We start from the raw sequence: 23,954 nt of genomic DNA, 5'->3' as shown, positions 1-23,954 counted from the left end.
GCAAGAATGTGATGCCGCGCGTGGCAGCCCTCCTCGACGTGATGCAGGTCTCCGACGTCATCGAAGTGATCGACGCGAAGACGTTCAAGCGGCCGAGCTATGCCGGCAATGCCATCCAGACGGTGGAATCCAGCGATCCGAAGCGGGTGATCACCGTGCGCACCTCCTCCTTTCAGGCGGCGGGCACCGGCGGCTCGGCTGCAATAGAGACGGCGAGCGCGGCGGCCGATCCCGGCCTGTCGCGTTTCGTGGAGAACAGGATCGCCGCCAGCGAGCGGCCGGAGCTCACCTCCGCCAAGATCATCATCTCCGGCGGCCGGGCGCTCGGGTCGGCGGAGAAGTTCCAGGAGGTGATCCTGCCGGTGGCGGACAAGCTGGGCGCGGCCGTGGGCGCTTCGCGCGCGGCGGTCGACGCCGGATACGCGCCGAACGACTGGCAGGTGGGGCAGACCGGCAAGGTGGTGGCGCCCGACCTCTACATAGCCGTCGGCATCTCCGGCGCCATCCAGCATCTTGCTGGCATGAAGGACTCCAAGGTCATCGTCGCCATCAACAAGGACGAGGAGGCGCCGATCTTCCAGGTCGCCGACTATGGGCTTGTCGGCGACCTCTTCCAGATCCTGCCGGAGTTCGAAAAGGCGCTTTGATCCGCCGCAAATGCGCAGAATCTTTGGAGGGCGGGTAGACGAGGCGTCCCCGCCCTTTTACCTTGCAGCGCAGCAAGGGCGGATGCGGCATCAGCGCGCTTCCAGGGGATCACGACCATGACTGCGACTATCAGGACAGTGGGTATTGTCGGCGCCGGTCAGATGGGCAGCGGCATTGCCCATGTAGCCGCGCTCGCCGGCTATCGCGTGGAGCTCTACGACATCTCGCCAGAGCGCATCGAGGCGGGCATCGCCACGGTGAGCGGCAACATGGCCCGCCAGGTCTCCTCGGGCAAATTGGAGGAGAGGGCGCGGCAGGAGGCGCTTGGCCGGATCGCGCCGGCAAGGGCCCTGAACGACCTCGCCGATGCCGATCTTGTCATCGAGGCGGCGACGGAAGACGAGACGATCAAGCGCAAGATTTTCGCGCAGCTCTGCCCCATCCTCAACCCGGAGGCGCTTCTCGCCACCAACACCTCCTCCATTTCCATCACGCGTCTGGCCGCGCAGACGGACCGGCCCGAGCGCTTCATCGGCATCCATTTCATGAATCCCGTGCCGGTCATGAAGCTGGTGGAACTGATCCGCGGCATCGCCACCGAGGACAAGACTTTCGAGACCGCGCGGGCATTCGTCCAGAGTCTCGACAAGACGATCACGGTGGCCGAGGACTTTCCGGCCTTCATCGTCAACCGCATTCTCCTGCCCATGATCAATGAGGCGATCTACACGCTCTATGAGGGTGTAGGCTCGGTCGAGGCGATCGACACGGCCATGCGCCTCGGCGCCAACCATCCGATGGGGCCGCTGCAGTTGGCCGATTTCATCGGTCTCGACACGTGCCTGTCGATCATGCAGGTGCTCTATGAAGGCCTCGCCGACTCCAAATACCGGCCCTGCCCGCTGCTCGTGAAATATGTCGAGGCGGGCTGGCTGGGCCGCAAGACCGGCCGCGGCTTCTACGACTATCGCGAAGACCCGCCGGTGCCGACGCGGTAGCAGCGGCGTTTCGGAAAAGCTCGCGGCGCTATTCCGCCGCCTGCTCCTGCCGCCGCTCTTCCGCGGATTTCAGGTGCTGCTCCGCGATGGGCGAAATGTCCTCCATCGGGAAGGCATCCACCGCCACGACCTTTTCCACCGCCTCGGCCATCCGCGTCAGGAGATCGCGCTCCCCTGCGGAGATGACGCCCTTCGAGAATGCCTCCTCGACGTCGCGGATGCGGGCCTCGCGCAGCTTCTTCTCGGCGGGCGCGGCCTCGGTCACCAGCTGGAACGCCTCTTCCAGATCCTTGATCGGATGCTCGGCATGGCCTTCGCCGAGATAGAGGCCCGGCGTCAGCCGGTCGCGCTGGACCGACGGCTTCATCAGGATTTCGGCGAGCCGCGTGATCAGCCGGTCCGAGGGGACGGGATCGGGCACGCCGAAGGGGTAGGCGACGAACCGCACCAGAAAAGCCGCCCAGCGCGCCGGCAGATTGCTCAGCACGCCCCGGAAAGCCGTGGCGATGCGGCTTTCGCCCTGCTGCATGAGGTAGCTGACGATGGGCCGGTCTTCCGGCCTCCGGCCTTCGTCCTCGAAGCGCTTCAGCACGGCGCCGAGCAGGTAAAGCTCGGCGAGGATATCGCCGAGGCGGGCGGAGATCATCTCCTTCCGTTTCAGCGCGCCGCCCAGCGTCAGGAGCGCAAGGTCGGCGGTCAGGGCAAAGGCGGCGGTATGGCGCGAAAGCCGCTTCCAGTATCGCGGCATCGCCGCGCCCTTGGGCGCGGGTCCCAAGAGCCCGCCCGACCAGCCACGCACAAATGCGCGGCCCGCCGTCTTCACCGCATGGCCGAGATGGCTCCAGAAGGTCTCGTCGAAGGCCTCCAAGCCCCGCTCCTTGTCCTCGTCCGAGAGCGCCATCAACTCCTTCAGCATGAAGGGATGCGAGCGGATCGCGCCCTGCCCGAAGATCATCAGGTTGCGCGTGAGGATGTTCGCCCCCTCCACCGTGATGCCGATGGGCACCGAGCGATACCCGGAGGCGAGATAGTTGCGTGGGCCCTCGATGATGCCCTTGCCGCCATGCACGTCCATGGCATGGGTCATGGAGCGGCGCATGCGTTCCGTGGCGTGGTATTTCATGATGGCCGAGAGCACCGAGGGCCGGTGGCCATGGTCGAGGGCGGACAGCGTTAGCCGCCTGGCCGCGTCGATCAGATAGGCGTTGCCGGCGATCTCGGCGAGCGGAACCTGCACGCCCTCGAAGAAGCCGATCGGCACATTGAACTGCGAGCGCACGCGCGCATAGGCGCCGGTAGCGCGCGCCGCCATCGCCGCCGAAGCCGCAGACTGGGACGGCAGGGAGATGCTGCGCCCGGCGGCGAGCGCCGTCATCAGCATGGTCCAGCCCTGGCCGATCTGCTTCTCGCCGCCCAGTATGTGGTCCAGCGGCACAAAGACGTCTTTGCCGTAGAGCGGCCCGTTCTGGAAGAAGGTGAAGAGCGGGATGTGCCGCTCGCCATGGCTGACGCCCGGCGTATCCGTCGGCAGGAGCGCGACGGTTATGCCAAGCTCTTCGCCGCGCCCGAGGAGATTCTCCGGGTCGCGCATCTTGAAGGCGAGCCCCATTACGGTGGCGACCGGCCCCAGCGTGATATAGCGCTTGTGGAAGTTGAGCCTGACGCCGAGCACGCGCTCGCCCTTCCACATGCCGTACTCCACGACGCCCGTGTCGGTCATCGCCGCCGCGTCCGAGCCCGCCTGCAGCGAGGTGAGGCCGAAGCAGGGGATTTCGCGCCCGTCGGCAAGGCGCGGCAGCCAGTAATCGCGCTGCTCCTCCGTGCCGAAATGCATGAGCAGCTCGCCCGGCCCGAGCGAGTTCGGCACCATCACCGTCACGCCCGCCACCACGCTGGCGGAAGAGAGCGTGCGCACCACCTCCGAATGGGCCGTGTTGGAGAAGCCCAGCCCGCCATATTTCTTCGGGATGATCATGCCGAAGAACTTCTTCTCGCGCATGAAGTCCCAGACATGCTTCGGCAGGTCGCGGTCGCGGAAGTTGAGTGTCCAGTCGTCGACTATGGCGCAGAGTTCGCGCACCGGCCCGTCCATGAAGGCCTGCTCTTCCGGGGAAAGCTTGGCGGGCGGCATGCGCAGAAGCTCGTTCCAGTCCGGATTGCCGGAGAACAGCGCCCCGTCCCACCAGACCGTGCCGGCATTGATCGCCTCGCGCTCCGTCTCAGAGATGGGCGGCATGATCTTTGACGCCCATTTGAAGATGGGCGCGGTCAGGCGCTCGCGGCGGAAGGTGCGGAAATCCATAGGCTCATGCCTCTCATCCTCAGGACGGACTATAGCAGCAAAGCCGACGGGAGCGAGGCGGTTCCAACCAATCGCCCGGGTCAGCTTCCCGCCTGGGGAAGCGCCGCTTCTACCAGCTTCCTCGCGTCCTCGCTGCTCCATTCCGCCGGCCCGTTCATATGGGCAAGCAGGCAGCCGTCTTCGTCGACGAGCAGCGTCACCGGCAGGCCCAGGGCCAGGCCGCGCCTTTTCAGATCGTTGAAGACGCCCATCGTGTCGTCGCGATAGTAGGCGAGAGACCGGATGCCGGTCTCCTGCAGGAAGGCTTGCGGCTTCTCGTCGCCGCCGCGATCGACATTGATCGCCACCACCTCGAAGGCGTCCGAGCCCATCTCGCGCTGCAGGCTGTCGAGCGCCGGCATCTCGACCCGGCAGGGCACGCACCAGGTGGCCCAGAGATTTATGAGCACGGCCTTGCCGGAGAGGTCCGCGAGGCTCATCGCCGTGCCGTCCGGTCCGTTGAAGCGGAGATCGGAGAGCGATTGCGGTGGATCGGCGGGCAGCATTGCCGCCACCTCGCCGCCGACGGCAGGCTCCAGCGCCGCCACCCGCTCCGCCTTTGCCGCGCAGGCGGTCTCCTCCGCCGTCTCAGCACCCGTGTTGCCATCCGGCACGCCGATCACGTATAGGGCGGTGGCCCCGGCGAGAATGCCTGCGACCGCAGAAAGCGCGACCAGACGAACCGCTGGAAAGTTCCACTTCATCTCGGCACCCCCGATATTCTGCGCCCGGTTATCACGATGAGCGAAAACGAAGCCAGCAACCGCATGTGGGGCGGACGTTTTGCCTCAGGCCCTGCCGCCATCATGGAGGCGATCAATGCCTCCATCGGCTTCGACCGCAAGCTCTACGCGCAGGACATCCGCGGCAGCCTAGCGCATGCGGCGATGCTCGCCAAAACCGGCATAATTTCGGCCGAGGACGAGCAGAAGATCGCCGACGGGCTGAAGACGATCCTGGCCGAAATCGAAGCGGGCAGGTTCGAGTTCTCGACCCGGCTCGAAGACATCCACATGAATGTGGAGGCGCGGCTGGCCGAGCTGATCGGCCCCGCAGCCGGTCGGCTGCACACCGCCCGCTCGCGCAACGACCAGGTGGCGGTCGACTTCCGTCTCTGGGTTAAGGAAGAGCTTTTGCGCATCGACGGTGCGCTTGGCCGCCTGATCCAGGCGTTTCTCGACCGGGCGGAGGAGCATGCGGCGACCGTGATGCCCGGCTTCACGCATCTGCAGGCGGCGCAGCCCGTCACCTTCGGCCATCACCTGATGGCGTATGTGGAGATGTTCGGCCGCGACCGCACGCGGGTACGCCATGCCATAGAGCGGCTCGATGAGTGCCCGCTCGGCGCCGCGGCGCTCGCCGGCACGAGCTTCCCCATCGACCGCCATATGACGGCCGAGGCGCTCGGCTTCCGCGAGCCGACGCGCAATTCCATCGACAGCGTGTCGGACCGCGACTTCGCGCTGGAGTTCCTCTCCATCGCTGCCATATGCGGCACGCATCTGTCGCGGCTGGCGGAGGAGATCGTCATCTGGTCGACGCCGCAATTCGGCTTCATCCGCCTCTCCGACGCCTTTTCCACCGGCTCCTCCATCATGCCGCAGAAGAAGAACCCGGACGCGGCCGAGCTCGTGCGCGCCAAGACCGGCCGCGTGAACGGCCACCTGATCGGGCTCCTGACCGTCATGAAGGGCCTGCCGCTCGCCTATTCCAAGGACATGCAGGAGGACAAGGAGGCGGTCTTCGATGCGGCCGAGACGCTTGACCTGATGCTCGCCGCCATGACCGGCATGATCGGCGACATGGAGGTGAACACGGCCGCCATGAAGAGGGCGGCCGGCAGCGGCTTTTCCACCGCGACGGACCTTGCCGACTGGCTGGTGCGCGAGGCGGGCCTGCCCTTCCGCGAGGCGCATCACGTGACCGGCCGCGCCGTGGCGCTGGCCGAGGTGAGAAAATGCGGGCTGGAAAAGCTGCCGCTCCCCGCCCTGCAGGCGATCCACCCCGCGATCACGGACGGGGTCTATTCCGTCCTTTCGGTGGCCAACTCGGTGAAGAGCCGCACCTCCTATGGCGGGACCGCGCCGGCCGAAGTGCGTCGGCAGATCCGCTACTGGCGGAAGCGGCTGAAACGGGATGCAAGCCTTGGCAAAAGCCGCTAGAAACGCGGGAATCCTCTCGGGAGATCGGACGGCCATGAAAGCGCGCGCAACGCTCACCCTTCTCGTGCTCGGCCTTGCGGTCGGGCTTTCCGCCTGCGGCCGCAAAGGCCCGCTCGACACGCCCTATGAGGCTGCGGTTGAGGCGCGGCGGGACGCCGAACGCAACTACCGGCCCGTGCCGCCCGAACCGCAGAAGCCGGTTGAGGACCGGCCATTCATCCTCGACCGGCTGCTTTGACGAATGCGGAAATTGCCTGAGCGCGGCGTCCTGGCGCGCTCCCTTAAAGAAGCCGTGTGATGAACCATTTCCACTACCGCGACGGCGTGCTTCACGCCGAGGACGTGCCGGTGCCGCAGATCGCCGCTGCCGTCGGCACGCCTTTTTACTGCTATTCCACGGCGACGCTGACGCGGCATTTCCGCGTCTTCTGCGAGGTGTTTTCGGACCTCGACACGCTCGTCTGCTATGCGATGAAGGCCAATTCCAACCAGGCGGTGCTGAAGACGCTGGGTTCGCTGGGCGCTGGGGCGGATGTCGTTTCCGAGGGCGAGCTGCGCCGCGCGCTTGCCGCCGGCATTCCGGCCGACAAAATCCTCTTTTCAGGGGTCGGCAAGACGGCGCGCGAGATGGATTTTGCGCTTTCCGCGCGCATTCTCTGCTTCAATGTGGAATCTCTGCCGGAGCTTGAGCTTCTGTCCGCGCGCGCGGAGGCGCTGGGCATCGAGGCTCCCGTCTCGCTGCGCATCAATCCGGATGTGGACGCCAGGACCCACAAGAAGATCTCCACCGGCAAGGCGGAAAACAAGTTCGGCATTCCATGGAAGGATGCCCGCGCCGCCTATGCGCGCGCGGCCAAGCTTCCGGGCCTGCGCGTCACCGGCATCGACATGCATATCGGCAGCCAGATCACCGAGCTTGAGCCGTTCGACCGCGCCTTCGCGCTACTCACCGAGCTGACCGAGACGCTTCGCGCCGACGGCCATGCCGTCGAGCATGTGGATCTCGGCGGTGGGCTGGGCGTGCCCTATCGCGAGGACAACGAGCCTCCGCCCTTGCCGCACGCCTATGCCGAAATCGTGCGCAGGCATGTCACGCGGCTGGGGCTGAAGGTGATCTTCGAGCCCGGCCGGCTGATCGTCGCCAATGCCGGCATCCTCGTCTCGGAAATCCTCTATGTGAAGGAGGGCGAGGCGAAGAATTTTCTGATCGTCGACGCGGCCATGAACGATCTCATCCGCCCGACGCTTTACGATGCCTACCATGCGATCCGGCCGGTGCGCGAGCCCGGGCCCGATGCGCCGCGCATGAAGGTGGATGTGGTAGGCCCCGTCTGCGAGACCGGCGATTTCCTGGCGCAGGACCGCGACCTGCCGGCGATGCGGGCAGGCGCCCTCATCGCTGTAGCCACTGCAGGCGCCTATGGCGCGGTGCAGGCAAGCACCTACAATTCCCGCCTGCTTGTGCCGGAAGTGCTGGTGAATGGCGAGCGGTTCCACATCGTCCGTCCCCGGCCCACCTACGAAGAGCTGATCGGCCTCGATTCCCTGCCCGATTGGCTGTGACTTACGAGCGCGAGGCCTGCTCGACTGCCCGGCCGGCCATCAGCGGCTCGCTGGAGAGGGCCTGCCTTTCCGGCCGCTTCTTGTCGGAGGTGGCGGAAAGGAACAGGGCCACCCCGTATTGCAGCAGCAATCCGCCGACAATCAGCGCCGCATCCTCGAACATGCTGGTCTCGTAACGGGCCCGGAACACCTGCAGCGCGATCGACAGCACCGACCCGACGGCGAAGACGGCGAGGCCATGCTGGCCGATGAGCTCGATCGGGCGGAAGGCGGGCAGGGCAAGAAGGCGGGAAACGGCGGCCAGATTGGTCAGCACATAGGCGAGCGCCAGCACGTGCAAGAGGCGCGGCAGGGGCAGGAAGGTCTTGTCGAATCCGCCGAGATAAAAGGGCAGATAAGGTTCGATCGGCAGCGGCCCCATCTCGCCCCGGACCCAGAGGAAGGAGAAGAGGAGGTAGGCGAGCGACAGGGTGAACAGCCAGCTCCTGTAGTGCACCAGCTTCCGCTTTTCGAGCGCCGCCAGCCCGGCGGCAATGCCGATCGCATAGACAAGCTGCCAACTCACCGGATTGAAGAACCAGCCGCCCTCCAGCGGAAAATTGGGCACATTGAGCCGGAAAGTGCCGGCCAGCACCCAGACGGCGAAGGCGACCGCCACAAGGGCAAGCCGGCTCCAGAGCCCTATCAGGATATAGAACGGCGAGATGAGGAGCAGCGTGGAATAGAGCGGCAGGATGTTGAGATAGCCGAGCTGATGCGTCATCAGCGGCAGGCCGATCATCGCTTTCAGCGGCTGGTCGAGCAGGACGGTGAAGTTCACCCGGGGCAGGACATCGATCGTGTCGAGGAAGACGACCCCTGCGGCAAGGATCGCCACCGCCAGCGCCGTGGTGACGATATGCGTGACATAGAGCGTTCCAGCCCGCCGCCACACACGCATGGCGGACTTGAAGAGGTCGCCGGCGCGGAAGCCGCGCGCATAGGCAAGCCCCACGGCAATGCCGGACATGAGCACGAAGGCCTCGGCGGCGTCGGAGAAACCGAAATTGCGCGAGGTGAGGTTCTCGAAGACGTTGCCGGGGACATGGTTGATGAAGATCGTGACAAGGGCCAAGCCCCGGAAGACGTCGAGCCGGTGGTCGCGGCCGACGCCCTGAACCGGCATTGTCGTGCTCATCTGCCGGTACCGGCCTCGGCGGATGTCCGCGAGATACCATCGATCACAGTGGGGACCACAGCGGGCTCCGCGATTTCGACCGTGTCGGCGCGCCATCTGGCCAGCACGGCCTGCTGCTCACGCATGACCGGCGTGGGCGAGAGCTCCTCTCCGGTGACGAACAGGCCCAATGACGAGCGCCCCAGCCGCATGCTCGCGTAGGAGGTCGAGCTGATAACCAGCGGTGCAAGCACCTGCGGCGCGGCGACGAGGAGGACGAAGGGCAGATATTCTGGTGCCAGCCTATAGGCGGCGCCGATCGTGACCAGCCCCACGACGACGATCCACCAGCTCGCTGCCCATGCTTCCGCCACGCTGACGCGGCCTGCCTCCCGGTTCGCGGCGGGCCAGCCCGCATCGGCGCCGGAGAGGATTTCAATGACCGCGCGCGTCTGGAACAGCATCATGATCGGCGCGAGCGCGCTCGTGCAGGCGATCTCGACGAGCACGCTGAAGAAAGCGCGCAGACTGCCGCCAAAGCGCCGGTTGCGCCCCGAAAGCATCCCGTCGACGAGGATGAGGAGTTTCGGCCCGAGCAGCAGGCCGACGACGCCGGTGAGCAGCGCCAGCGCATTGGCCGACTCGACGCGCGGGAAGACGGGCAGGCCCGGAACGGGGAAATAGTCCGGGATCACCTGCATCGCCGGCGCGGCTATGCTGGCGGCGAGAAACAGCGCCCAGAGTGGGGCTGCGACATAGGCCATGATGCCCTGGATAAAGACGAAGCGGTTCCAGCCCTTCAGCCCCGGTGCGCCGAGGATGCGGCTGTGCTGCAGATTGCCCTGGCACCAGCGGCGGTCGCGCTTGGCGTAATCGATGACATTGTCCGGCCCCTCCTCGAAGGAGCCGCGCAGGTCGGGGTCGATCCTCACCTTCAGGCCGTTGCGCGCAAGAAGCGCCGCCTCGACATAGTCGTGGCTGAGGATGTGGCCGCCGAAAGGCGGCTTTCCGGGCAGTTGTGGCAGACCGCAGCTCTGGGCGAAGGCGCGCGTGCGGGTGATGGCGTTGTGGCCCCAGAACGGTCCTTCCCTGCCCTGCAACAGGGCAAGGCCCTGGGCATAGATAGGCGAATAGTAGGAGGCAGAGAACTGGATGGCACGGCCGAAGAAGGAGCGGGCGCGCACCACTTTCGGCAGGCTCTGCAGGAGCCCGAGTTCCGGATCGGCATCCATGCGGCGCACCATCTCCACCATCGTCCCGCCTTCCATGAGGCTGTCGGCGTCAAGGATGATGAGGTATTCGTAGATCCCGCCGGAGTTCTTGATGAAATCGGCGATATTGCCGGCCTTCTTGCCCGGATTGGAAAGGCGGCGGCGATAGAAGATGCGGCAGGTCTCGCCGACCTCCTGGCGCAACCTAGCCAGCCAGAACTCTTCCTTTGCCGCGATCTGCGGATCGTTGGTGTCCGAAAGAATGGCGAAGTCAAAGCGCGGGGAATGCCCGGTACGCGCGAGGCTCCTGGCCATCGCCGCTACATGCGAGAAGGTCTTGGTCGGGTCTTCATTATAGACCGGGACGAGCACCGCGGTCGTGGCGGTGATCGGCCCGCGCGATCGGGGGGCAACCTTGAAGCGGTCGAAGGAGAGCAGCCCGTTCAGCGCCAGCACAGCGCCCCAGGCGAGCCAGGCGGTGCTGACTGCGAGCAGGAGGACGCGCGCGATGTCCAGCCACTGAAGTCCGTCGACATTGAAAAAGCCGATCGCTAGGTAGCTTGCCACCAGCGCCATGAGCAAGGCAAAGGAAATGGAAAATGCGCGCCGCAGGGTAACCATTAAAATATCCTTGGGAGGCGGGCCGGCGCGAAGCCGGCATGAATAAGGCTATCTCAGCGCCAGCCACTGAAATAGCGGCCGCAGCAGCAGGCCCCGAACGCGCTGCCGCGTCAGCACCTGTTCCGGCATGGCCATGGGAGCGGCCGGAAGCGCGCTCTCCTGAACAGCCCGACGCACCCGCAAGCTTTCTTCAGGACTGCCCATCGCTACGTCTCCACTGATATGTCCAGGTTTCGGTCAGTCTCTGGCCGTCCAAGATTAAAAATCCGCTCATCTCGACTGGCGCGTCGCCCTCGGCAACGAGGTCGATCACCAGCCGCCATGCCCCGGTGGCCTCAATCCGCGAAACTGCGGTGTGCACGATTTCCGCCCGGCTTACTGAAAGACCGGCTTCAACGTTCGATCCCGGAGAAAGGTTCCGCAGAACCTCGCCGTCAAAATCGACGACGAATTTCCTGAGATCCTCCGAATTCTCCACCCCCGACACGCCGCCCATTCCGGAGCGCAGCGCGATCACTCGGCCCAGCGTCTCTGTGGGCTCCTCGATGGCGCCCCAGGTCAGCCGGTACCGGTATTCGAGCTCCTGGCCGGCCTTTATCTCGCCGTCCGGCATCCAGAAGGCGACGATGTTGTCGTTGACCTCGAGCTCGGTCGGGATCTCCACCAGGTTGATCCAGCCCTTCCCCCAATCGCCGAGCGGTTCTACCAGAAGCGAGGGCCGCCGCTCGTAGTGGGCTTCGGCATCCTGGTAGTGGTCGAAGTCGCGGTCGCGCTGAAACAGCCCGAAGGACTTGATGCTCGTCTCGCCGAAAAAGGAGTTCGCAAGCTCCCGGGGATTGTTGAGGCTGCGCCACAGCTCCTCGCCGCTGGCGCGCACGATCTTCAGGCCTTCGCTGTCATGCACCTCGCCGCGGAAGTCGTCGAAGCTGTTGCGGTTGTTCTCGGCGAAGAGGAACATCGACGTCATCGGCGCGATACCAAGGCGCTCGATATCCTTGCGGATGAAGAGCCGAGCGGTGACCTCCATGACCGTGTTCTTGCCCGGGGCGATCTGGAAGGCATATGCGCCCGTCACGCTGGCGCTGTCGAGCGCCGCATAGACCGTCACCGCCTTGTTCCGGCGCTGCGGCTTTTCGATCCAGAAGTCCGTGAACATGGGGAATTCCTCGCCCACGGACGTCGCCGTGTTGACCGCGAGCCCGCGTGCGGAAAGCCCATAGAAATTGTCTCGTCCGAGCGCCCGGAAATAGCTCGCGCCGAGAAAAGAGACGATCTCGTCCATCCGGTCGGGGCTGTTGATCGGATAGAGCAGGCGGAAGCCCGCGACCCCCGGAAAGTCCATACCCTGGAATTTCGCCGGGTCGACGAGCGGCGCGCGATATTCAAACATCTCTGCGCCAACGTGGAGCCGCGCGGCAGCGCCGTTCTCCACCACATGGATGTGCACCGGCTGCTTGAAGAGCCAGCCCGGGTGGAAGGCCTGCAGTTCGAACGGCGTCTGGCCGGCCCAGACCGACGCCTCGGGCCTGAACACGATTGCGCGATACTGATCATAGGTGAGTTCTGTGACCGCCTCCGGCAGCGTCTCTGCCACCGGCTGGTACTCCCGGCCCGCCTTCTCCTTCATCGCCGCCGTCAGAATATCGAAGGAGAAAGGCTGAGCCTGGCCGGCGGCCGGGGCGCCCTCCTGCTGTGCCAGGGCAATGGCGCTGCTCAAGAATGCGGGAGCCCCCAAAAAAACCGCGCCGCCGCGGAGAATGAAAGAACGTCGATCCATGAAAACCTGCTTCGATGTTACGGTGCGCCGAATGCGGGGACGTGTTGGTCAGAATTACGGCAAGAGAAGCATGCTGCCCTGGAAAGCCAACGCCCGGCGGCATAAAATTCAAAGACGCGTTGTCATAAATTCTTGATGCGGCGCCGAGACTTAGCCGGGGCGGATGGCCGCGCCCGCGGCGGATAGCGGGCGGCAGCGGACCGACCGCCGCCTGTCACTGCCGTGGTTGTTGCGCGACGCGAGACCATGAGAAAGCGCGAAGCCGACCCACAAGGCCTTCCCTGCCTGGAGACGGCTTTTCCAGTGCAGAGCAGCATGGCGGATGCCAAACCTGGCCTGCTCATACCGGTGGTCATGCAAAAAAGCAAGATTTTCAACGCATTCAGCAATGCGTGCAGTGCAACACTGGGTCGCTGGAAACGCATCGATGGGTGGGGATGGTGATCCCGGAAGATTCGAACCTGCGACCCTCATATCGGGAATCTTTCGCAAGGCCTTTCAGGGCATCGTATGGAGCTATCTCTGTCGCGTCAGCCCAATAGCGCGCTTTCTGCGGCCGCCAGTTCTCAGCATCGTCGGTGCGCGGGAAAAGAGGAATGCCTGGGCGCTGTACCGTCTTTGGCGTCAGCCCCAGCCCGCCATCTTCCCGCCGATTGATGCACCAGGATGCGTGAAAATGCCGCAGCGGATTAGGGTGCGAAGATCACGGCGGCGAAGGTTCGGATCTCCGACACCCGCAAACCACGCGCGGCCCGGCACCTTCGTATGGCGGTACGGCCGAAACAAGCAGGACGCGCTTTCCCACGCGGGCATCACTTCGCGATCCTATGGGAGCGTGCCGGCGTGACCGTTGCCAGCGCAAGCGATTTCCTCCGCGGCACGCGGTCCGGATACAAGGCCGGAATTTCGGAGGGGCGGCTCGCTGCTATTGAAGCTTTGAGAGGCTCGGGTCGACAGCCGCGGCCAATTCACGTTCGAGCGCCTCATGCTGTACTGCGTTCAGGGCAAGACGGCGGCTGAGATCGCCAAGCGCGAGAGGCAGAAGGAACGGGAGATCGCGACCGTGCTTCATCACGATCTGCGCTCCTGCGCTGACATTTTGAGTTTCTCAGCTAGTTCAGCTCGGGCCTGGAATGGTCTTTGTCGGACGATAGGTGAAGATACTCAGAACCGAATTCTCCTAGATCCTTCAACCTCGGCCAGTCAGAAACAGTAAGGGTGCCGCGCTGTAATGTCATTAACCCGGCCGTTCGTAGCTGTGTCAATGTCCTGTTCACATGTACAATCGAGATGCCTAGCGCGTCTGCGAGGTCGGCTTGCGTCACTGGCCAGCTAAGGCGACCGTTCTCTACCTGTCCGGCTGCGTCCATGCGGACTACGGTTTCGCAAATCAGATGAGCTGCGCGACTATCTGCCTTCCTTGCACCAAGATTGCTGATCCACGCTCTGAAGATGCACGCGTCGATCAGGGTGAGGCGCCAGAGCCCCGCCGCAATCCGCGGGAAATCACGGCAAATGCGTTGCAGATCGGCATGATCAATGAAGCCCACCGTACAGGGGCCGACGGTACCCACGCTGTGATCGAGATAGGATAGGTGGAGGCTTTGCAGATCGGGAACATCGCCCGGGACATGGAACGCCATGATCTGACGGTTCCCACTGTCGAGATTCTGGTACGTACATGCATTTCCTTCGAGCAGAGCGAAGGAACGCGTGGGCCGATCGCCTTCCCGGACCACATTTTGTTTTGCTTTGATGGCTCTGACCTGCATGGGCAGGCTTCTGAGCGCTGCCTCTTCGTCAGGAGTCAAATGGGCTCTTGCATTGAACATTCGAATAAGAGGGGAGTGGGGCATTGCGTGCTCACCTTGAGGCGAGAGCGAAAATTATCTCCCAGCCATCGACGCCTGTGCCGTTTGTCAATGATAGGTGACCGTTTCACGTTAGCGGTGCTTAGACAACAACAAAGGTTAAGGGGCCTCGGATCAGAATGCCTTCTACCTCGAGGTTCGCCCGGGGTTCTTCGAGGTTTTCTTATCAAACTTGAATGCGCGCACCGGGACAGAGGCTACTGTCATGCTTCATCAAAGGAGTGAGGCTATGTGTATCAACAGCCAACCGGTGCCGCGCTTGCGAGCTGCGATCCGAAATTATGTCCTAAACCGCAGCGATAGCCATCCGATTTCAATCGCTGACATGACGCGCCGCATCCGCTACATCATGCCCGAAACCACGTGGACCGACGAGGAGCTCAGCGAGCTGATCGCGCAGGCGCTTATCGAAGCGGGTGGCAATGTCGCCTTCGACACACGTGCGAAGCAGGGAATTTTGACGGCTAAAGGATGAGCGACAGAGCCGAGCGGGCCAGGTCCACCTGCTCCACCGCCAGGTCAGCGTGACGGCAGTCGCAGCTACGAGTTCCGTCGAAGCGCTGGGCACCACGACAGCATCGGCGGCGAAGGAGCCCGCTAACATCTTGATCCGGTATGTCGCATCCATGTCGCGTGAGCAGCCGAGTGTGAGCGACAACCGTTGGAAATCAAGGGAACTGGTTCGCAACAAGGCGCGACATACTGCCAGCTGCTTGTTGAAGCCAACGAGCTGAATTCGTTGGTGATCCCGGCAGGATTCGAACCTGCGACCCTCAGATTAGGAATCTGATGCTCTATCCTACTGAGCTACGGGACCATTTCAGGGACTCATAGCGCGTCAGATCGTCAGCGCCAAGCGGGAATGGAAGGGGGTTTGGCGACGCACGCGCGGCGGGCGAGACATTTTGCCGCTCGCACCCGCCGCGTCTCAGCCGGCCAGCGCTGTCTCCGCCAGGCGCACCCAATAGCTCACCCCATGCGGGATCGCTTCGTCGTTGAAGTCATAGGCCGGGTTGTGGAGGTAGGCGCTGTCGCCATTGCCGAGGAAGATGAAGGCGCCGGGCCGCGCCTCCAGCATGTAGGAAAAATCCTCGCCTCCCATGGTCGGCGCGACGTCGGTGATCACGTTTGGCTCGCCGGCGATCTCGGCGGCGACCCGGGCGGCGAATTCCGTCTCCGCCGGATGATTGACGGTTACCGGGTAGTTCGGGTCGTAGTCGACCCTGACGCTCGCTCCATGGGCCTCGGCAATGCCCCTGCAGATTGCCTGCAGCCGCTCGGCCGCAAGCTCCGCAAGCTCCTTCTTCAGCGTGCGGATCGTGCCCGCCAGTTCGACCGTATCGGGAATGATGTTGTAGGCCTCGCCGCCATGCATCTTGGTCACGGACACGACGACCGATTCCAGCGGGTCGGCGGAGCGCGCCGCGATCGTCTGCAGCGCAAGCACGATCTGCGCCGAGATCACCACGGGATCGATCGTCTTGTGGGGCATGGCCGCATGGCCGCCCTTGCCCTGTACCGTAATGGTGAACTCCGCTGTCGAAGCCATGATCGGCCCGGGCCGGATAGCGAAGTGACCGATCGGCAGGCCCGGCAGATTGTGCATGCCGAAGACGCGGCCAATGCCGAAGCGCTCCATCATGCCCTCCTTCACCATTTCGTTGCCGCCGCCGCCCCCTTCCTCGGCCGGCTGGAAGATGACGGCGACCGTGCCGGCGAAATTGCGCGTCTCGGCGAGATATTTTGCCGCCCCCAGGAGCATCGCCGTGTGCCCGTCGTGGCCGCAGGCATGCATGCGGCCGGGAATGGCGGAGGCGTAGGGCTTTCCGGTCGCCTCCTGCAGGGGCAATGCATCCATGTCGGCGCGCAGGCCGATGCAGGGACCCGCGCCGCGACGGCCGCGGATGATCCCCACGACGCCGGTCCGCCCGATGCCGGTCACGACCTCATCGCAGCCGAATTCTCCGAGCCTGGCGGCGACGAAACCGGCGGTCTCATGAACGTCGAACAGGATTTCCGGCCTGCGGTGCAGGTCACGGCGCCACGCGGTGATCTGCTCGTGAAGTTCTGCTGCTCGGTTCACGATCGGCATGAAAACCCTTCCTGTGCTTGCGGTGGGCGGAAACTTTCGGGACAATGCGCCATCGGATTTCTGCCATCATGACGACACATGCGCTGACTATCGCGGCGGCATGGGGCGGGTTCCGCGGGCGGGACATGGGCACATCTTACGGATATCGGCGACAGGCAGGCAACACGGATTTGGGGCGAGCGATGCGGCTTCGGCGAGACATACCGGTCATTCTGCTTGCGGCACTTCTCTCATTTGCGGGCCTTCCGGCGCTCGCCGGCCCCTATCTGCTCCTCGATGTGGGCAGCGGCCGCGTGCTTGAGCATGAGGATGCGTTCGAGCGCTGGTACCCCGCCTCGCTGACCAAGCTGATGACAGCCTATGTGGTGTTCCGGGCGCTCGAGGCCGGCGAGGTAAAGCTCGATTCCCCGGTGCGCATTTCGAAAAACGCGGCGAGTGAGCCGCCGAGCAAGATGGGGTATTCCCCCGGCGCCGAACTAACGCTCGACAACGGGCTGAAGATCATCATGGTGATTTCCGCCAATGACGTCGCCACGGCACTCGCCGAAACTGTAGGCGGCACGGAAGAAGGGTTCGTCGCCCGGATGAACGCGGAAGCGCAGCGGCTCGGCATGACCGACAGCCACTTCGTCAACGCACACGGGCTGCCTGGCCCTTCGCAATATACGACCGCGCGCGATCTGGGGGTGCTGGTGCGTGCGCTGCGCACCGAATTCCCGCAATACGCCAGCTATTTTGCGATCGAGGCGCTTAAATATGGCAAGTCGGTCAAGGAGAACACGAACTTCCTGATCGGCCGCTTTGAAGGCGCGGACGGAATGAAGACGGGCTATATCTGCGCCTCCGGCTTCAATCTCGTAGCGACTGCCACGCGCGGCGGACGCACCTTGGCGGCGGTGGTACTCGGCGCGCAGTCGCAGGTGCAGCGCGCCGAGCTTGCCGCCGAACTCCTGACCCGAGGCTTCGCCGAGGCCGGCTTGGACAAGCCGACGCTCGCAAGCATCCAGCCGGCGGAGGCGACCGTTCAGACGGTGAGCGATATTCGTGATGAGATCTGTTCGCCCGAGGCGGTGGCGCAGCGCTCGAAGCAGCGCGACGACCAGGGCCGGCTGGTCACGACGTCGAGCTATGTGAAGCCGATGGACCGCGAGCCGAAGCTCGTTGCCGTGGGCCTAAGCAGTACGGCGGCGGAAAAGGCTGCCAAGTCCCGCTACGCGAACGTGCCCATTCCGACGCCGCGCCCGCCCTATCCGCCCGAGCAGGTTCCGGCGGCTCAGGGCGGATGAGATGGACCGTCCTCAACCTATTCTGCTCTTCATCCTCACCGGCTTCCTCGGCGCCGGCAAGACGACGCTGCTCAACAAGCTCCTGAAACTGCCTTCCGCGGCAGACACGGCGGTGGTCGTCAACGAATTCGGCGAGGTGTCCATTGACCACCTGCTGGTCGAGCAGGCTGCCGACGGCATGATCGAGCTCGGCGGCGGCTGCCTCTGCTGCACGGTCCGCGGCGCGCTGGTGGACACGCTGTTGTTGATCGCCGAACGTGACAAGCGACCGCGCCGCGTCATCATCGAGACGACCGGCCTTGCCGAGCCCGTGCCGATCCTGCAGTCGGTGATCGCCCATCCCGAGCTTTCGCGTCTCTACCGCATCGACTGCGTGGTCACGGTGGTGGATGCCGTCAACGGACCCTCCACGCTCGATGAGTTCGAGGAAGCCCGCAGCCAGGTAGCGGTCGCCGATCGCATCGTGATGACCAAGGCGGACCTTGCGCTCGAAGAGGACCGGCAGGCCCTCCTGGAAAAACTCGCCGCTCTCAATCCCGGCGCCGAACTGCTCGACAACCGCCGCCCCGCTTCCTTGGAAGATCTCATGCGATCTGCCCTGGACCGGACGCGGCTGCCCGGGAGCGGGGCGGACCACCGGCATGATCACGCCGCCCATAACCACGACCAGTTCCACAGCATCACGGTTACGCACGATCAGCCGATACCGCTGGCGGCGGTCGAGAATTTCCTCGACCTTCTGACGACGCAACAGGGCGACCACATCCTGCGCATCAAGGGACTGGTGGAAACGGCCGAGCATCCCGACCGCCCGCTTCTGATCCAGGGCGCGCAGAAGCTCCTGCACAGGCCGGAGCGGCTTGCCGGATGGCCGCGCGGCGAACGGGGTACGCGCATCGTCGTCATCGGCCGAGGGCTCGACACGGACTACATACGCCGCATCTTCGCAGCCTTTGCCGGGCAGGCGGCGGTCGACACGCCCGACCGCGGCGCCCTGGAGGACAACCCCCTCGCGATTCCCGGCCTTCGCTTCTAGGCTGCCATCCGTCGCCTGCGGCCGCCCGCCACGGCGAGCGCGATGAGCGAAGCAATTAGGATCGAAGCGGCGCCCACGCCGAAGGCCGTTGCATATCCTCCTTCCGCGACCAGAGGCTGGCTGGCGAAGGGCGAGATGAACTGCCCCAAGAAGATGCTCCCCGTGAGCATCCCCGACACGCGGCCGCGATTGCTGTCGGAGGCCAAAGCCATGGATGCCGAACCGAGCGTCGGCATGATGGTGCCAAGACCGCAGCCGACGAGCGCCGCCGCCGGCAGGACGGCGGCAAAGCTGCCGGCCAGCCCGGCCAGGAGGAGGCCGGCAGCCATGACCGAAAACCCCAGCGCAAAGGCGCCGGGGACGCTCACCAGCGCCCGCACGCGTCCGTAGAAGAACGAGACGACCGCCCCGCAAAGCGTCATCAGCCCCATGGCGACTCCGACCAGAACGGGAGCGTCGACGCCGACCCCCTGCAGATGGAACGGCAATTGCGTCGGCATGAGATAGAAGACGACGCTGTTCAGGATCGCCACCCCGAATACAGCCAGGAGCGGCAGCGTGAAGAGCGGCCCCGCCTCCTGCCGTGCCTGCGCCCTCTCAGCGGCCGAGGCGCGCCGCGGCTCCGGAATGAAGAGAAGCACCGCCGGCAGCAGCGCAAGAGAAATGGCATAGACGGCGAAGGGAGCGCGCCAATGGAACTCGGCAAGCAGCCCGCCGCCCGTTAGGAAGAAAAGCCCGCCGATGCCGATGAAAGCCGACTGGCGCCCCATGAAGCGCTCGCGCGCAGGACCCGTGAAGAAGTCGCCGACGAGGGCCGTCGCCACCGTCATGATGCCAGCGACCGCGACGCCGAGCAGCGCCCTGCCGACGAGCAGTATGAGGAGGGAATCGGCGTAGAGCCCCGACATGCCCGCCGCGGCATAGAGCAATACCGACGCCAGCGCGACGGGCCGCCTGCCGTAGCGGTCGGCGAAGACGCCCGCCACCGGCGCGCAGAACGCAATCGACAGGGCGGGGACGGTGAGGATCAATCTGGTCAGCAGCGCTGCGTTCGGGCTTTCGGCAAAATGCGCCTCGATCGCCGGCAGCGCCGGCGAGATCGTGGCACCGGCCATGATGGTGAGCGCGCTCAGGAACAGGATCGTGGCGTTGCGTCCGGCAACGCTTGTCGGGCGCGCGGCCGAGGCGGCTGGAAAATCTTCGACCGGCACTCTCATCGACCCGCCTCCTCGATGGAGGTTGGCGAACTTGGCAGTTCGGCTACCGTTCCCTCGGCCCCCACGAGCATGAAATCGTGATCCGGCATGACGCATCTAACTCCTTCGAGAAGCAGGAGCAGCAGGGAATAGGACCTCAAGCACGATTGAGGTCAAGGGGGATGAGGCCGCTATCCCGCGCCGCGCTCGATCAGGAAACGGTGTCCGCCCGGGACCGTCTCGGTCGCGAGGAGCCGATGCCTATCCTCGTTGCAGAAGGCGGGTATGTCGATCGCAGCGAGGGGATCCGTCGTTTCTACCAAAAGGCGCTCGCCCGGCTTCATTCCGGCGAGGCGCTTCTTCGCCCTCAGCACCGGCAGGGGACAGTTGAGCCCCCTGAGGTCATAGATATGCGTGCTGTCCGGCGGCAACTAGTTGCGGAACATGTTCCAGAGCCGGTTGAGGCCGCCGGGCTGCGCCGCCGGAGCGGGCGCCGACTGTGCGGGCGCTGCCGCCGGGCGGCCCGAATTGGGCACGGAGCCGGTCGTAAGCGGCGGCGCGCCGACCTGCACCTGCGATTCCGTCACCGCGCTCGGGGCGGCGCTTGCCGTCGCGCTCGCCTGGGCACCCGCGGGCGCGGTCGTGGCGGCAGCACTTGCCGTTTCCGCCGCCGAGGCTTCGGCCGTCGGGGCATAGGCGGTGACGGGCGCCGAAATCAGCGGCTTGTTCTTTGCCATCATGGTCGGCGCCAGCGACGGCGGCTCGGCGCTTACCCTCTCGCCACGGGCGCGGCGGCGGCTCCAGTCGGCGACGAGCTTTGCTTCCTCGATACCGGTGATGGAAGGCTTGGGCTCCTTCCTGGTCCATTTCAGCCTCGCCCTGGCCATTTCGAGGTCCTGCCTCTTCTTATAGGCCTGGTAGGCCATCAGCAGTTCGGCCGGCTGCGTGGTCGGCGGGCAGGCGCCCGTCGGGTCGAAACTGGCGCCATCGGGGGCAATGCGGTTGAACACATAGCGCCGCTCGCAGACGTCCACTTTCGGCGGCGACCTGGTGAGCTCGAAGTGGTCGTAGCCTTCCTTCAGCATCTCCCAGAAAGGATAGTTGGGGTCGTTGCGGTAGCGGGCCATGTTCTCGGCCGTCATGCGGAAGGGGAAGGCCTGGAACTGGAAGGCTTGCTGGCCGCCGCGGAACGCGTCGCGGGCGAAGGCATAGATTTCCTCCACCTGCTCGTCCGACATGGAGTAGCAGCCCGACGAGGAGCAGGCGCCATGCACCATCAGGTGCTGCCCGGTGCGCCCATTGGCCCGGTCATAGGTGTTGGGGAAGCCGATATTGAAGGCGAGGTGGTAGCTCGACTGCGGGTTCATCTGCTGCGGCCGGATAGTGTAGAAGCCTTCCGGCGCCTGCCGGTCGCCCTCCACCAGCTTCGGCCCGAGCTTGCCCGACCATTTGCAGATCTCGTAGCTCGTCACCAGGTCGTAGCGGCCGTCCGGCTTCTGCTTCCAGACCTCCAGGACACCCTCTTCCTTGAAGACGCGCATCATGATGGGCGCGCCCTTGCTCATCCCCTTCGCCTTCATGACCTGCATGATCTGCTGGGGCAGCTTCCGCTCGGCCTTGGGCGCGATGTCCTCAAGGGAGCCGCAGCCGGACAGGATGAGAATGGAAAAAAGCGCAGCGCATGCAAAACGGGTTTTCATGCAGTGATCTCTGTTACGGTCGCCAAAGCCCCTCTCCCGGCCGCGGGAGGCGGATTTCTCCGCTTATAAATACCCGTTAGGCTTGATAAATCATTACCGCAAAGCCCGGGCATATTAGGGCTTATCCTGATGCGCGCCGCAAGGCAAGAATGCGTCGGCCGCAGAAATGCGAAAGTCGCCTGTGCTGCCTTCAGAGGCTGCGGCCGATCGCGAGAAATTTCTCGCGGCGATGTTCGCGGTAGTCCCCCGCGCCGGCGGCCAGCTCGCGAAAACCGTTCTCGATGGTCTCCCCCGTGGCCGCGATCACCGTTTCCGCCGCGCGATGCGCGCCGCCGACCGGCTCGGGAATGATGCCGTCGATGATCTTCAGCTGCAGGAGATCCTGCGCGGTGATCTTCATATTTGTCGCGGCGTCCCTGGCGCGCGTCGAATCGTGCCAGAGGATCGAGGCGGCGCCTTCGGGAGATATGACCGAATAGATCGAGTGCTCCAGCATGTAGACGAGATTGGCCGTCGCGATGGCGATGGCCCCGCCTGATCCTCCCTCGCCGATGATGACGGAGATGTTCGGCACCTTCAGGCTGAGGCACTTCGAGGTGGAGCGCGCGATTGCCTCGGCTTGGCCGCGTTCCTCGGCGCCGATGCCCGGATACGCCCCTGCCGTGTCGACGAGGCTCACCACACGGATGCCGAAACGGTCGGCAAGATCCATGATGCGCACGGCCTTGCGGTAACCTTCCGGCCTCGCCATGCCGAAATTGTGCTTCAGCCGGCTTTGCGTGTCGTTCCCCTTCTCCTGGCCGATAATGGCGATGGGCTCGCCCCTGAAGCGGGCGAAGCCCGCCACCACCGCCTGGTCCTCGCCGAAGGCGCGGTCGCCGGCTAGAGGCGTGAAGTCGGTGAAGAGCGCCCGCACATAGTCCATGCAGTGCGGCCGGTCCGGATGGCGGGCGACCTGCGCCTTCTGCCATGGCGTCAACGCCCTGTAGAGTTCCCTGAGCGCGTCCTTGGACCGCCGCTCGAGCCGCGCGATCTCCTCCCCGACATCGACGGCCTCGCCGCTTTCGGAAAGCTTCTTCAGTTCGAGGATCTTGCCTTCGAGGTCAGCGACCGGCTTTTCGAAATCGAGATAGTTGTACATTCACCCGCCAAATCGAACACGAGACACTGCGGTTTTGAGCATTCAAAGGCGGCAGGCGCGCCGCGGAAATGTGGTCTCACATAGCGGGCACGGCGCTAGTCGGCAAGCGGATGGTGCTTTTGCACCAGCTCATGGAGCCGCTTTTCGAGGACATGGGTGTAGATTTGCGTGGTCGATATGTCCGCATGACCGAGGAGCTGCTGCACCGCGCGCAGATCGGCGCCGTTCTGCAGGAGATGACTGGCGAAGGCATGACGAAGCACATGCGGCGAGATCTTGGCGGTGGAGATGCCCGCCCTCGCCGCCAGCCCCTTCAACTCGCGCGCAAAGACCTGGCGGGAAAGATAGCCGGTCTCGGAAGCAGCGGGAAAAAGCCAGGTACTTTCCGCAAGCGCCGGATGCCGCGCCCGCTCCTTGACCCAGAGCGCCACCGCCTCGCGCGCCTTGGCCGACAGCGGGACCATCCGCTCCTTCGCTCCCTTGCCGCGCACGGTGAAGAAACGCTCGTCCCTCAGTGCCACCCGCAAGGGCAGGCTCACGAGTTCGGAAACGCGCAGGCCCGACGCATAGAGCATTTCGAGCAGCGTGGAGAGGCGCTGGGCGGCCATTCGCTCGGGCGTGCCGTCCGGAGCTTCGCGCGCTTCGATCGCTGCCCGGTCGAGCAGCGCCTGCATCTCCGCCTCGCTCAGCGTCTTGGGCAGGGGCCTGCGTCTTTTCGGGCTGTCGAGCACGCCGGTCGGGTCGTCGCCGCGCATGCCTTCGGCGTAGAGGAACTTGAAGAATTGCCGCAGGGAGGAGAGCTTTCGCGCCTGGGTGGTGGCCGCGAAGCCGCGGGAGGTCATGTCCGACAGATATTTGCGTATGCCCGCCGCGCTCGCATTGGCCAGCCCCTTTTCGGCTGCGCTTAAAAAGGCGTCGGCGTCTTCGAGGTCGCGGCGATAGGAGGAAAGCGTGTTGTCGCTTGCCCCGCGCTCGGCCGCCATCATTTCCAGAAATGCCTCGATCTTCGCGCCGCTGGCCATCCACCGCACCCGTCCTTGCTCGCCGCCGGCCACGGCTCGATGTGCGGCCTAGCCCAACTGCCGCGCGGCAGCATTTGCCGCAATCTATGGTGCAATGGCTAATCGGTGATGAAGAAGGACCAGGCTGCCACTC

22 protein-coding genes, 1 tRNA gene and 1 pseudogene are annotated in these 23,954 nt (G+C 64.7%); 9 read left to right on the top strand and 15 right to left on the bottom strand.

The genetic code is table 11. The annotated features are described in order from the left end of the window. Together RIN79_RS18925 and RIN79_RS18920 are read left to right on the top strand one after the other, a co-directional pair. On the top strand, positions 1 to 647 hold a 647-nt coding region (locus RIN79_RS18925), incomplete at its 5' end, for an FAD-binding protein (RefSeq protein WP_309086249.1). 117 nt (positions 648 to 764) lie between these two features. Then, positions 765 to 1,646: a 3-hydroxybutyryl-CoA dehydrogenase gene (locus tag RIN79_RS18920; RefSeq protein WP_309086248.1), complete on the top strand. Its 882-nt coding sequence runs from the start codon at positions 765 to 767 to the stop codon at positions 1,644 to 1,646. A 28-nt stretch (positions 1,647 to 1,674) separates the two neighbouring features. Here RIN79_RS18920 and RIN79_RS18915 read toward each other — a convergent pair whose 3' ends face one another. Further along, complete coding sequence (locus RIN79_RS18915) at positions 1,675 to 3,948, bottom strand: acyl-CoA dehydrogenase (protein ID WP_309086247.1); 2,274 nt, start codon at positions 3,946 to 3,948, stop codon at positions 1,675 to 1,677. Between the two features lie 80 nt (positions 3,949 to 4,028). After that, positions 4,029 to 4,691 (bottom strand): TlpA disulfide reductase family protein, encoded by a 663-nt coding sequence (locus RIN79_RS18910; RefSeq protein WP_309086246.1) that lies wholly within the window; start codon positions 4,689 to 4,691, stop codon positions 4,029 to 4,031. A 36-nt stretch (positions 4,692 to 4,727) separates the two neighbouring features. Here RIN79_RS18910 and argH point away from each other — a divergent pair, with 36 nt between their 5' ends. The 3 genes from argH to lysA are packed head-to-tail and all read left to right on the top strand — an operon-like array spanning position 4,728 to position 7,712. Next, complete coding sequence (argH, locus tag RIN79_RS18905; protein ID WP_309086245.1) at positions 4,728 to 6,149, top strand: argininosuccinate lyase; 1,422 nt, start codon at positions 4,728 to 4,730, stop codon at positions 6,147 to 6,149. 34 nt (positions 6,150 to 6,183) lie between these two features. Next, the gene (locus RIN79_RS18900; protein WP_309086244.1) at positions 6,184 to 6,387 is read left to right on the top strand and encodes a lipoprotein; all 204 of its coding nucleotides are present in this window, start codon (positions 6,184 to 6,186) and stop codon (positions 6,385 to 6,387) included. Positions 6,388 to 6,446: 59 nt separating this feature from the next. Further along, positions 6,447 to 7,712 (top strand): diaminopimelate decarboxylase, encoded by a 1,266-nt coding sequence (gene lysA, locus RIN79_RS18895; protein ID WP_309086243.1) that lies wholly within the window; start codon positions 6,447 to 6,449, stop codon positions 7,710 to 7,712. Position 7,713: 1 nt separating this feature from the next. Here lysA and RIN79_RS18890 read toward each other — a convergent pair whose 3' ends face one another. From RIN79_RS18890 to RIN79_RS18880, 3 genes are all read right to left on the bottom strand, one after another. Further along, positions 7,714 to 8,889 carry an OpgC domain-containing protein gene (locus RIN79_RS18890; RefSeq protein ID WP_309086242.1) on the bottom strand — a complete coding sequence of 392 codons (1,176 nt, stop codon included), beginning with the start codon at positions 8,887 to 8,889 and terminating at the stop codon, positions 7,714 to 7,716. Continuing rightward, positions 8,886 to 10,700: a glucans biosynthesis glucosyltransferase MdoH gene (gene mdoH / locus RIN79_RS18885; protein WP_309086241.1), complete on the bottom strand. Its 1,815-nt coding sequence runs from the start codon at positions 10,698 to 10,700 to the stop codon at positions 8,886 to 8,888. The genes RIN79_RS18890 and mdoH overlap by 4 nt, the downstream gene beginning before the upstream one ends. Before the next feature lie 190 nt (positions 10,701 to 10,890). Further along, complete coding sequence (locus RIN79_RS18880; RefSeq protein WP_309086240.1) at positions 10,891 to 12,417, bottom strand: glucan biosynthesis protein; 1,527 nt, start codon at positions 12,415 to 12,417, stop codon at positions 10,891 to 10,893. Positions 12,418 to 12,723: 306 nt separating this feature from the next. Between RIN79_RS18880 and RIN79_RS18875 the strand changes: the two genes are divergently transcribed. Beyond that, complete coding sequence (locus RIN79_RS18875) at positions 12,724 to 12,921, top strand: hypothetical protein (protein ID WP_309086239.1); 198 nt, start codon at positions 12,724 to 12,726, stop codon at positions 12,919 to 12,921. An 86-nt stretch (positions 12,922 to 13,007) separates the two neighbouring features. On the opposite strand, the pseudogene RIN79_RS18870 reads toward RIN79_RS18875, so the two are convergent. From RIN79_RS18870 to RIN79_RS18860, 3 genes and pseudogenes are all read right to left on the bottom strand, one after another. Further along, positions 13,008 to 13,162: pseudogene (locus RIN79_RS18870) on the bottom strand (site-specific integrase); the annotation flags it as partial. A 240-nt stretch (positions 13,163 to 13,402) separates the two neighbouring features. After that, positions 13,403 to 13,552, bottom strand: coding sequence for a hypothetical protein (locus RIN79_RS18865; protein ID WP_309086238.1), 150 nt, complete (start codon positions 13,550 to 13,552; stop codon positions 13,403 to 13,405). A gap of 37 nt (positions 13,553 to 13,589) precedes the next feature. After that, positions 13,590 to 14,249, bottom strand: a complete 660-nt coding sequence (locus tag RIN79_RS18860) for a Crp/Fnr family transcriptional regulator (RefSeq protein WP_309086237.1) — start codon at positions 14,247 to 14,249, stop codon at positions 13,590 to 13,592. Between the two features lie 328 nt (positions 14,250 to 14,577). Between RIN79_RS18860 and RIN79_RS18855 the strand changes: the two genes are divergently transcribed. Continuing rightward, the gene (locus RIN79_RS18855) at positions 14,578 to 14,823 is read left to right on the top strand and encodes a hypothetical protein (RefSeq protein WP_309086236.1); all 246 of its coding nucleotides are present in this window, start codon (positions 14,578 to 14,580) and stop codon (positions 14,821 to 14,823) included. A 265-nt stretch (positions 14,824 to 15,088) separates the two neighbouring features. Here RIN79_RS18855 and RIN79_RS18850 read toward each other — a convergent pair. Then, a tRNA-Arg gene (locus RIN79_RS18850) sits at positions 15,089 to 15,165 on the bottom strand. 111 nt (positions 15,166 to 15,276) lie between these two features. Further along, the gene (locus RIN79_RS18845; protein ID WP_309086235.1) at positions 15,277 to 16,440 is read right to left on the bottom strand and encodes a M20 aminoacylase family protein; all 1,164 of its coding nucleotides are present in this window, start codon (positions 16,438 to 16,440) and stop codon (positions 15,277 to 15,279) included. A gap of 182 nt (positions 16,441 to 16,622) precedes the next feature. Here RIN79_RS18845 and RIN79_RS18840 point away from each other — a divergent pair, with 182 nt between their 5' ends. Further along, positions 16,623 to 17,726 (top strand): D-alanyl-D-alanine carboxypeptidase family protein, encoded by a 1,104-nt coding sequence (locus RIN79_RS18840; RefSeq protein ID WP_309086234.1) that lies wholly within the window; start codon positions 16,623 to 16,625, stop codon positions 17,724 to 17,726. A 1-nt stretch (position 17,727) separates the two neighbouring features. Beyond that, positions 17,728 to 18,762, top strand: a complete 1,035-nt coding sequence (locus RIN79_RS18835; protein ID WP_309086233.1) for a GTP-binding protein — start codon at positions 17,728 to 17,730, stop codon at positions 18,760 to 18,762. On the opposite strand, the gene RIN79_RS18830 is transcribed toward RIN79_RS18835, so the two are convergent. The 5 genes from RIN79_RS18830 to xerD all read right to left on the bottom strand — a co-directional run bounded on the left by RIN79_RS18830 (position 18,759) and on the right by xerD (position 23,821). Continuing rightward, positions 18,759 to 19,979 (bottom strand): MFS transporter, encoded by a 1,221-nt coding sequence (locus RIN79_RS18830; protein WP_309086232.1) that lies wholly within the window; start codon positions 19,977 to 19,979, stop codon positions 18,759 to 18,761. The two genes, RIN79_RS18835 and RIN79_RS18830, sit on opposite strands and share 4 nt — an antisense overlap. 170 nt (positions 19,980 to 20,149) lie before the next feature. Further along, positions 20,150 to 20,389: a sulfurtransferase TusA family protein gene (locus RIN79_RS18825; protein ID WP_309086231.1), complete on the bottom strand. Its 240-nt coding sequence runs from the start codon at positions 20,387 to 20,389 to the stop codon at positions 20,150 to 20,152. Next, on the bottom strand, positions 20,390 to 21,658 hold the full coding sequence (locus RIN79_RS18820) for a murein L,D-transpeptidase family protein (RefSeq protein WP_309086230.1): 1,269 nt from the start codon (positions 21,656 to 21,658) through the stop codon (positions 20,390 to 20,392). Between the two features lie 190 nt (positions 21,659 to 21,848). Then, complete coding sequence (locus tag RIN79_RS18815) at positions 21,849 to 22,799, bottom strand: acetyl-CoA carboxylase carboxyltransferase subunit alpha (protein ID WP_309086229.1); 951 nt, start codon at positions 22,797 to 22,799, stop codon at positions 21,849 to 21,851. A 95-nt stretch (positions 22,800 to 22,894) separates the two neighbouring features. Beyond that, on the bottom strand, positions 22,895 to 23,821 hold the full coding sequence (xerD, locus tag RIN79_RS18810) for a site-specific tyrosine recombinase XerD (protein WP_309086228.1): 927 nt from the start codon (positions 23,819 to 23,821) through the stop codon (positions 22,895 to 22,897). Positions 23,822 to 23,954: the final 133 nt, after the last annotated feature.

Source organism: Chelativorans sp., assembly GCF_031180965.1.
In the GTDB taxonomy this organism is placed as follows: domain Bacteria; phylum Pseudomonadota; class Alphaproteobacteria; order Rhizobiales; family Rhizobiaceae; genus Chelativorans.
This window is presented reverse-complemented; position numbering and strand designations above follow the sequence as displayed.

What these genes read in the sequence shown, in the direction of transcription:
- RIN79_RS18890 (WP_309086242.1), bottom strand. Translation starts at nt 8,889, where the DNA reads ATGAGCACGACAATGCCGGTTCAGGGCGTCGGCCGCGACCACCGGCTC.
- RIN79_RS18910 (WP_309086246.1), bottom strand. Translation starts at nt 4,691, where the DNA reads ATGAAGTGGAACTTTCCAGCGGTTCGTCTGGTCGCGCTTTCTGCGGTC.
- RIN79_RS18915 (WP_309086247.1), bottom strand. Translation starts at nt 3,948, where the DNA reads ATGGATTTCCGCACCTTCCGCCGCGAGCGCCTGACCGCGCCCATCTTC.
- RIN79_RS18830 (WP_309086232.1), bottom strand. Translation starts at nt 19,979, where the DNA reads ATGAGAGTGCCGGTCGAAGATTTTCCAGCCGCCTCGGCCGCGCGCCCG.
- RIN79_RS18920 (WP_309086248.1), top strand. Translation starts at nt 765, where the DNA reads ATGACTGCGACTATCAGGACAGTGGGTATTGTCGGCGCCGGTCAGATG.
- RIN79_RS18845 (WP_309086235.1), bottom strand. Translation starts at nt 16,440, where the DNA reads ATGCCGATCGTGAACCGAGCAGCAGAACTTCACGAGCAGATCACCGCG.
- mdoH (WP_309086241.1), bottom strand. Translation starts at nt 10,700, where the DNA reads ATGGTTACCCTGCGGCGCGCATTTTCCATTTCCTTTGCCTTGCTCATG.
- RIN79_RS18835 (WP_309086233.1), top strand. Translation starts at nt 17,728, where the DNA reads ATGGACCGTCCTCAACCTATTCTGCTCTTCATCCTCACCGGCTTCCTC.
- RIN79_RS18860 (WP_309086237.1), bottom strand. Translation starts at nt 14,249, where the DNA reads ATGCAGGTCAGAGCCATCAAAGCAAAACAAAATGTGGTCCGGGAAGGC.
- RIN79_RS18855 (WP_309086236.1), top strand. Translation starts at nt 14,578, where the DNA reads ATGTGTATCAACAGCCAACCGGTGCCGCGCTTGCGAGCTGCGATCCGA.
- RIN79_RS18815 (WP_309086229.1), bottom strand. Translation starts at nt 22,799, where the DNA reads ATGTACAACTATCTCGATTTCGAAAAGCCGGTCGCTGACCTCGAAGGC.
- RIN79_RS18900 (WP_309086244.1), top strand. Translation starts at nt 6,184, where the DNA reads ATGAAAGCGCGCGCAACGCTCACCCTTCTCGTGCTCGGCCTTGCGGTC.
- RIN79_RS18820 (WP_309086230.1), bottom strand. Translation starts at nt 21,658, where the DNA reads ATGAAAACCCGTTTTGCATGCGCTGCGCTTTTTTCCATTCTCATCCTG.
- xerD (WP_309086228.1), bottom strand. Translation starts at nt 23,821, where the DNA reads ATGGCCAGCGGCGCGAAGATCGAGGCATTTCTGGAAATGATGGCGGCC.
- RIN79_RS18875 (WP_309086239.1), top strand. Translation starts at nt 12,724, where the DNA reads ATGAGAAAGCGCGAAGCCGACCCACAAGGCCTTCCCTGCCTGGAGACG.
- RIN79_RS18840 (WP_309086234.1), top strand. Translation starts at nt 16,623, where the DNA reads ATGCGGCTTCGGCGAGACATACCGGTCATTCTGCTTGCGGCACTTCTC.
- lysA (WP_309086243.1), top strand. Translation starts at nt 6,447, where the DNA reads ATGAACCATTTCCACTACCGCGACGGCGTGCTTCACGCCGAGGACGTG.
- argH (WP_309086245.1), top strand. Translation starts at nt 4,728, where the DNA reads ATGAGCGAAAACGAAGCCAGCAACCGCATGTGGGGCGGACGTTTTGCC.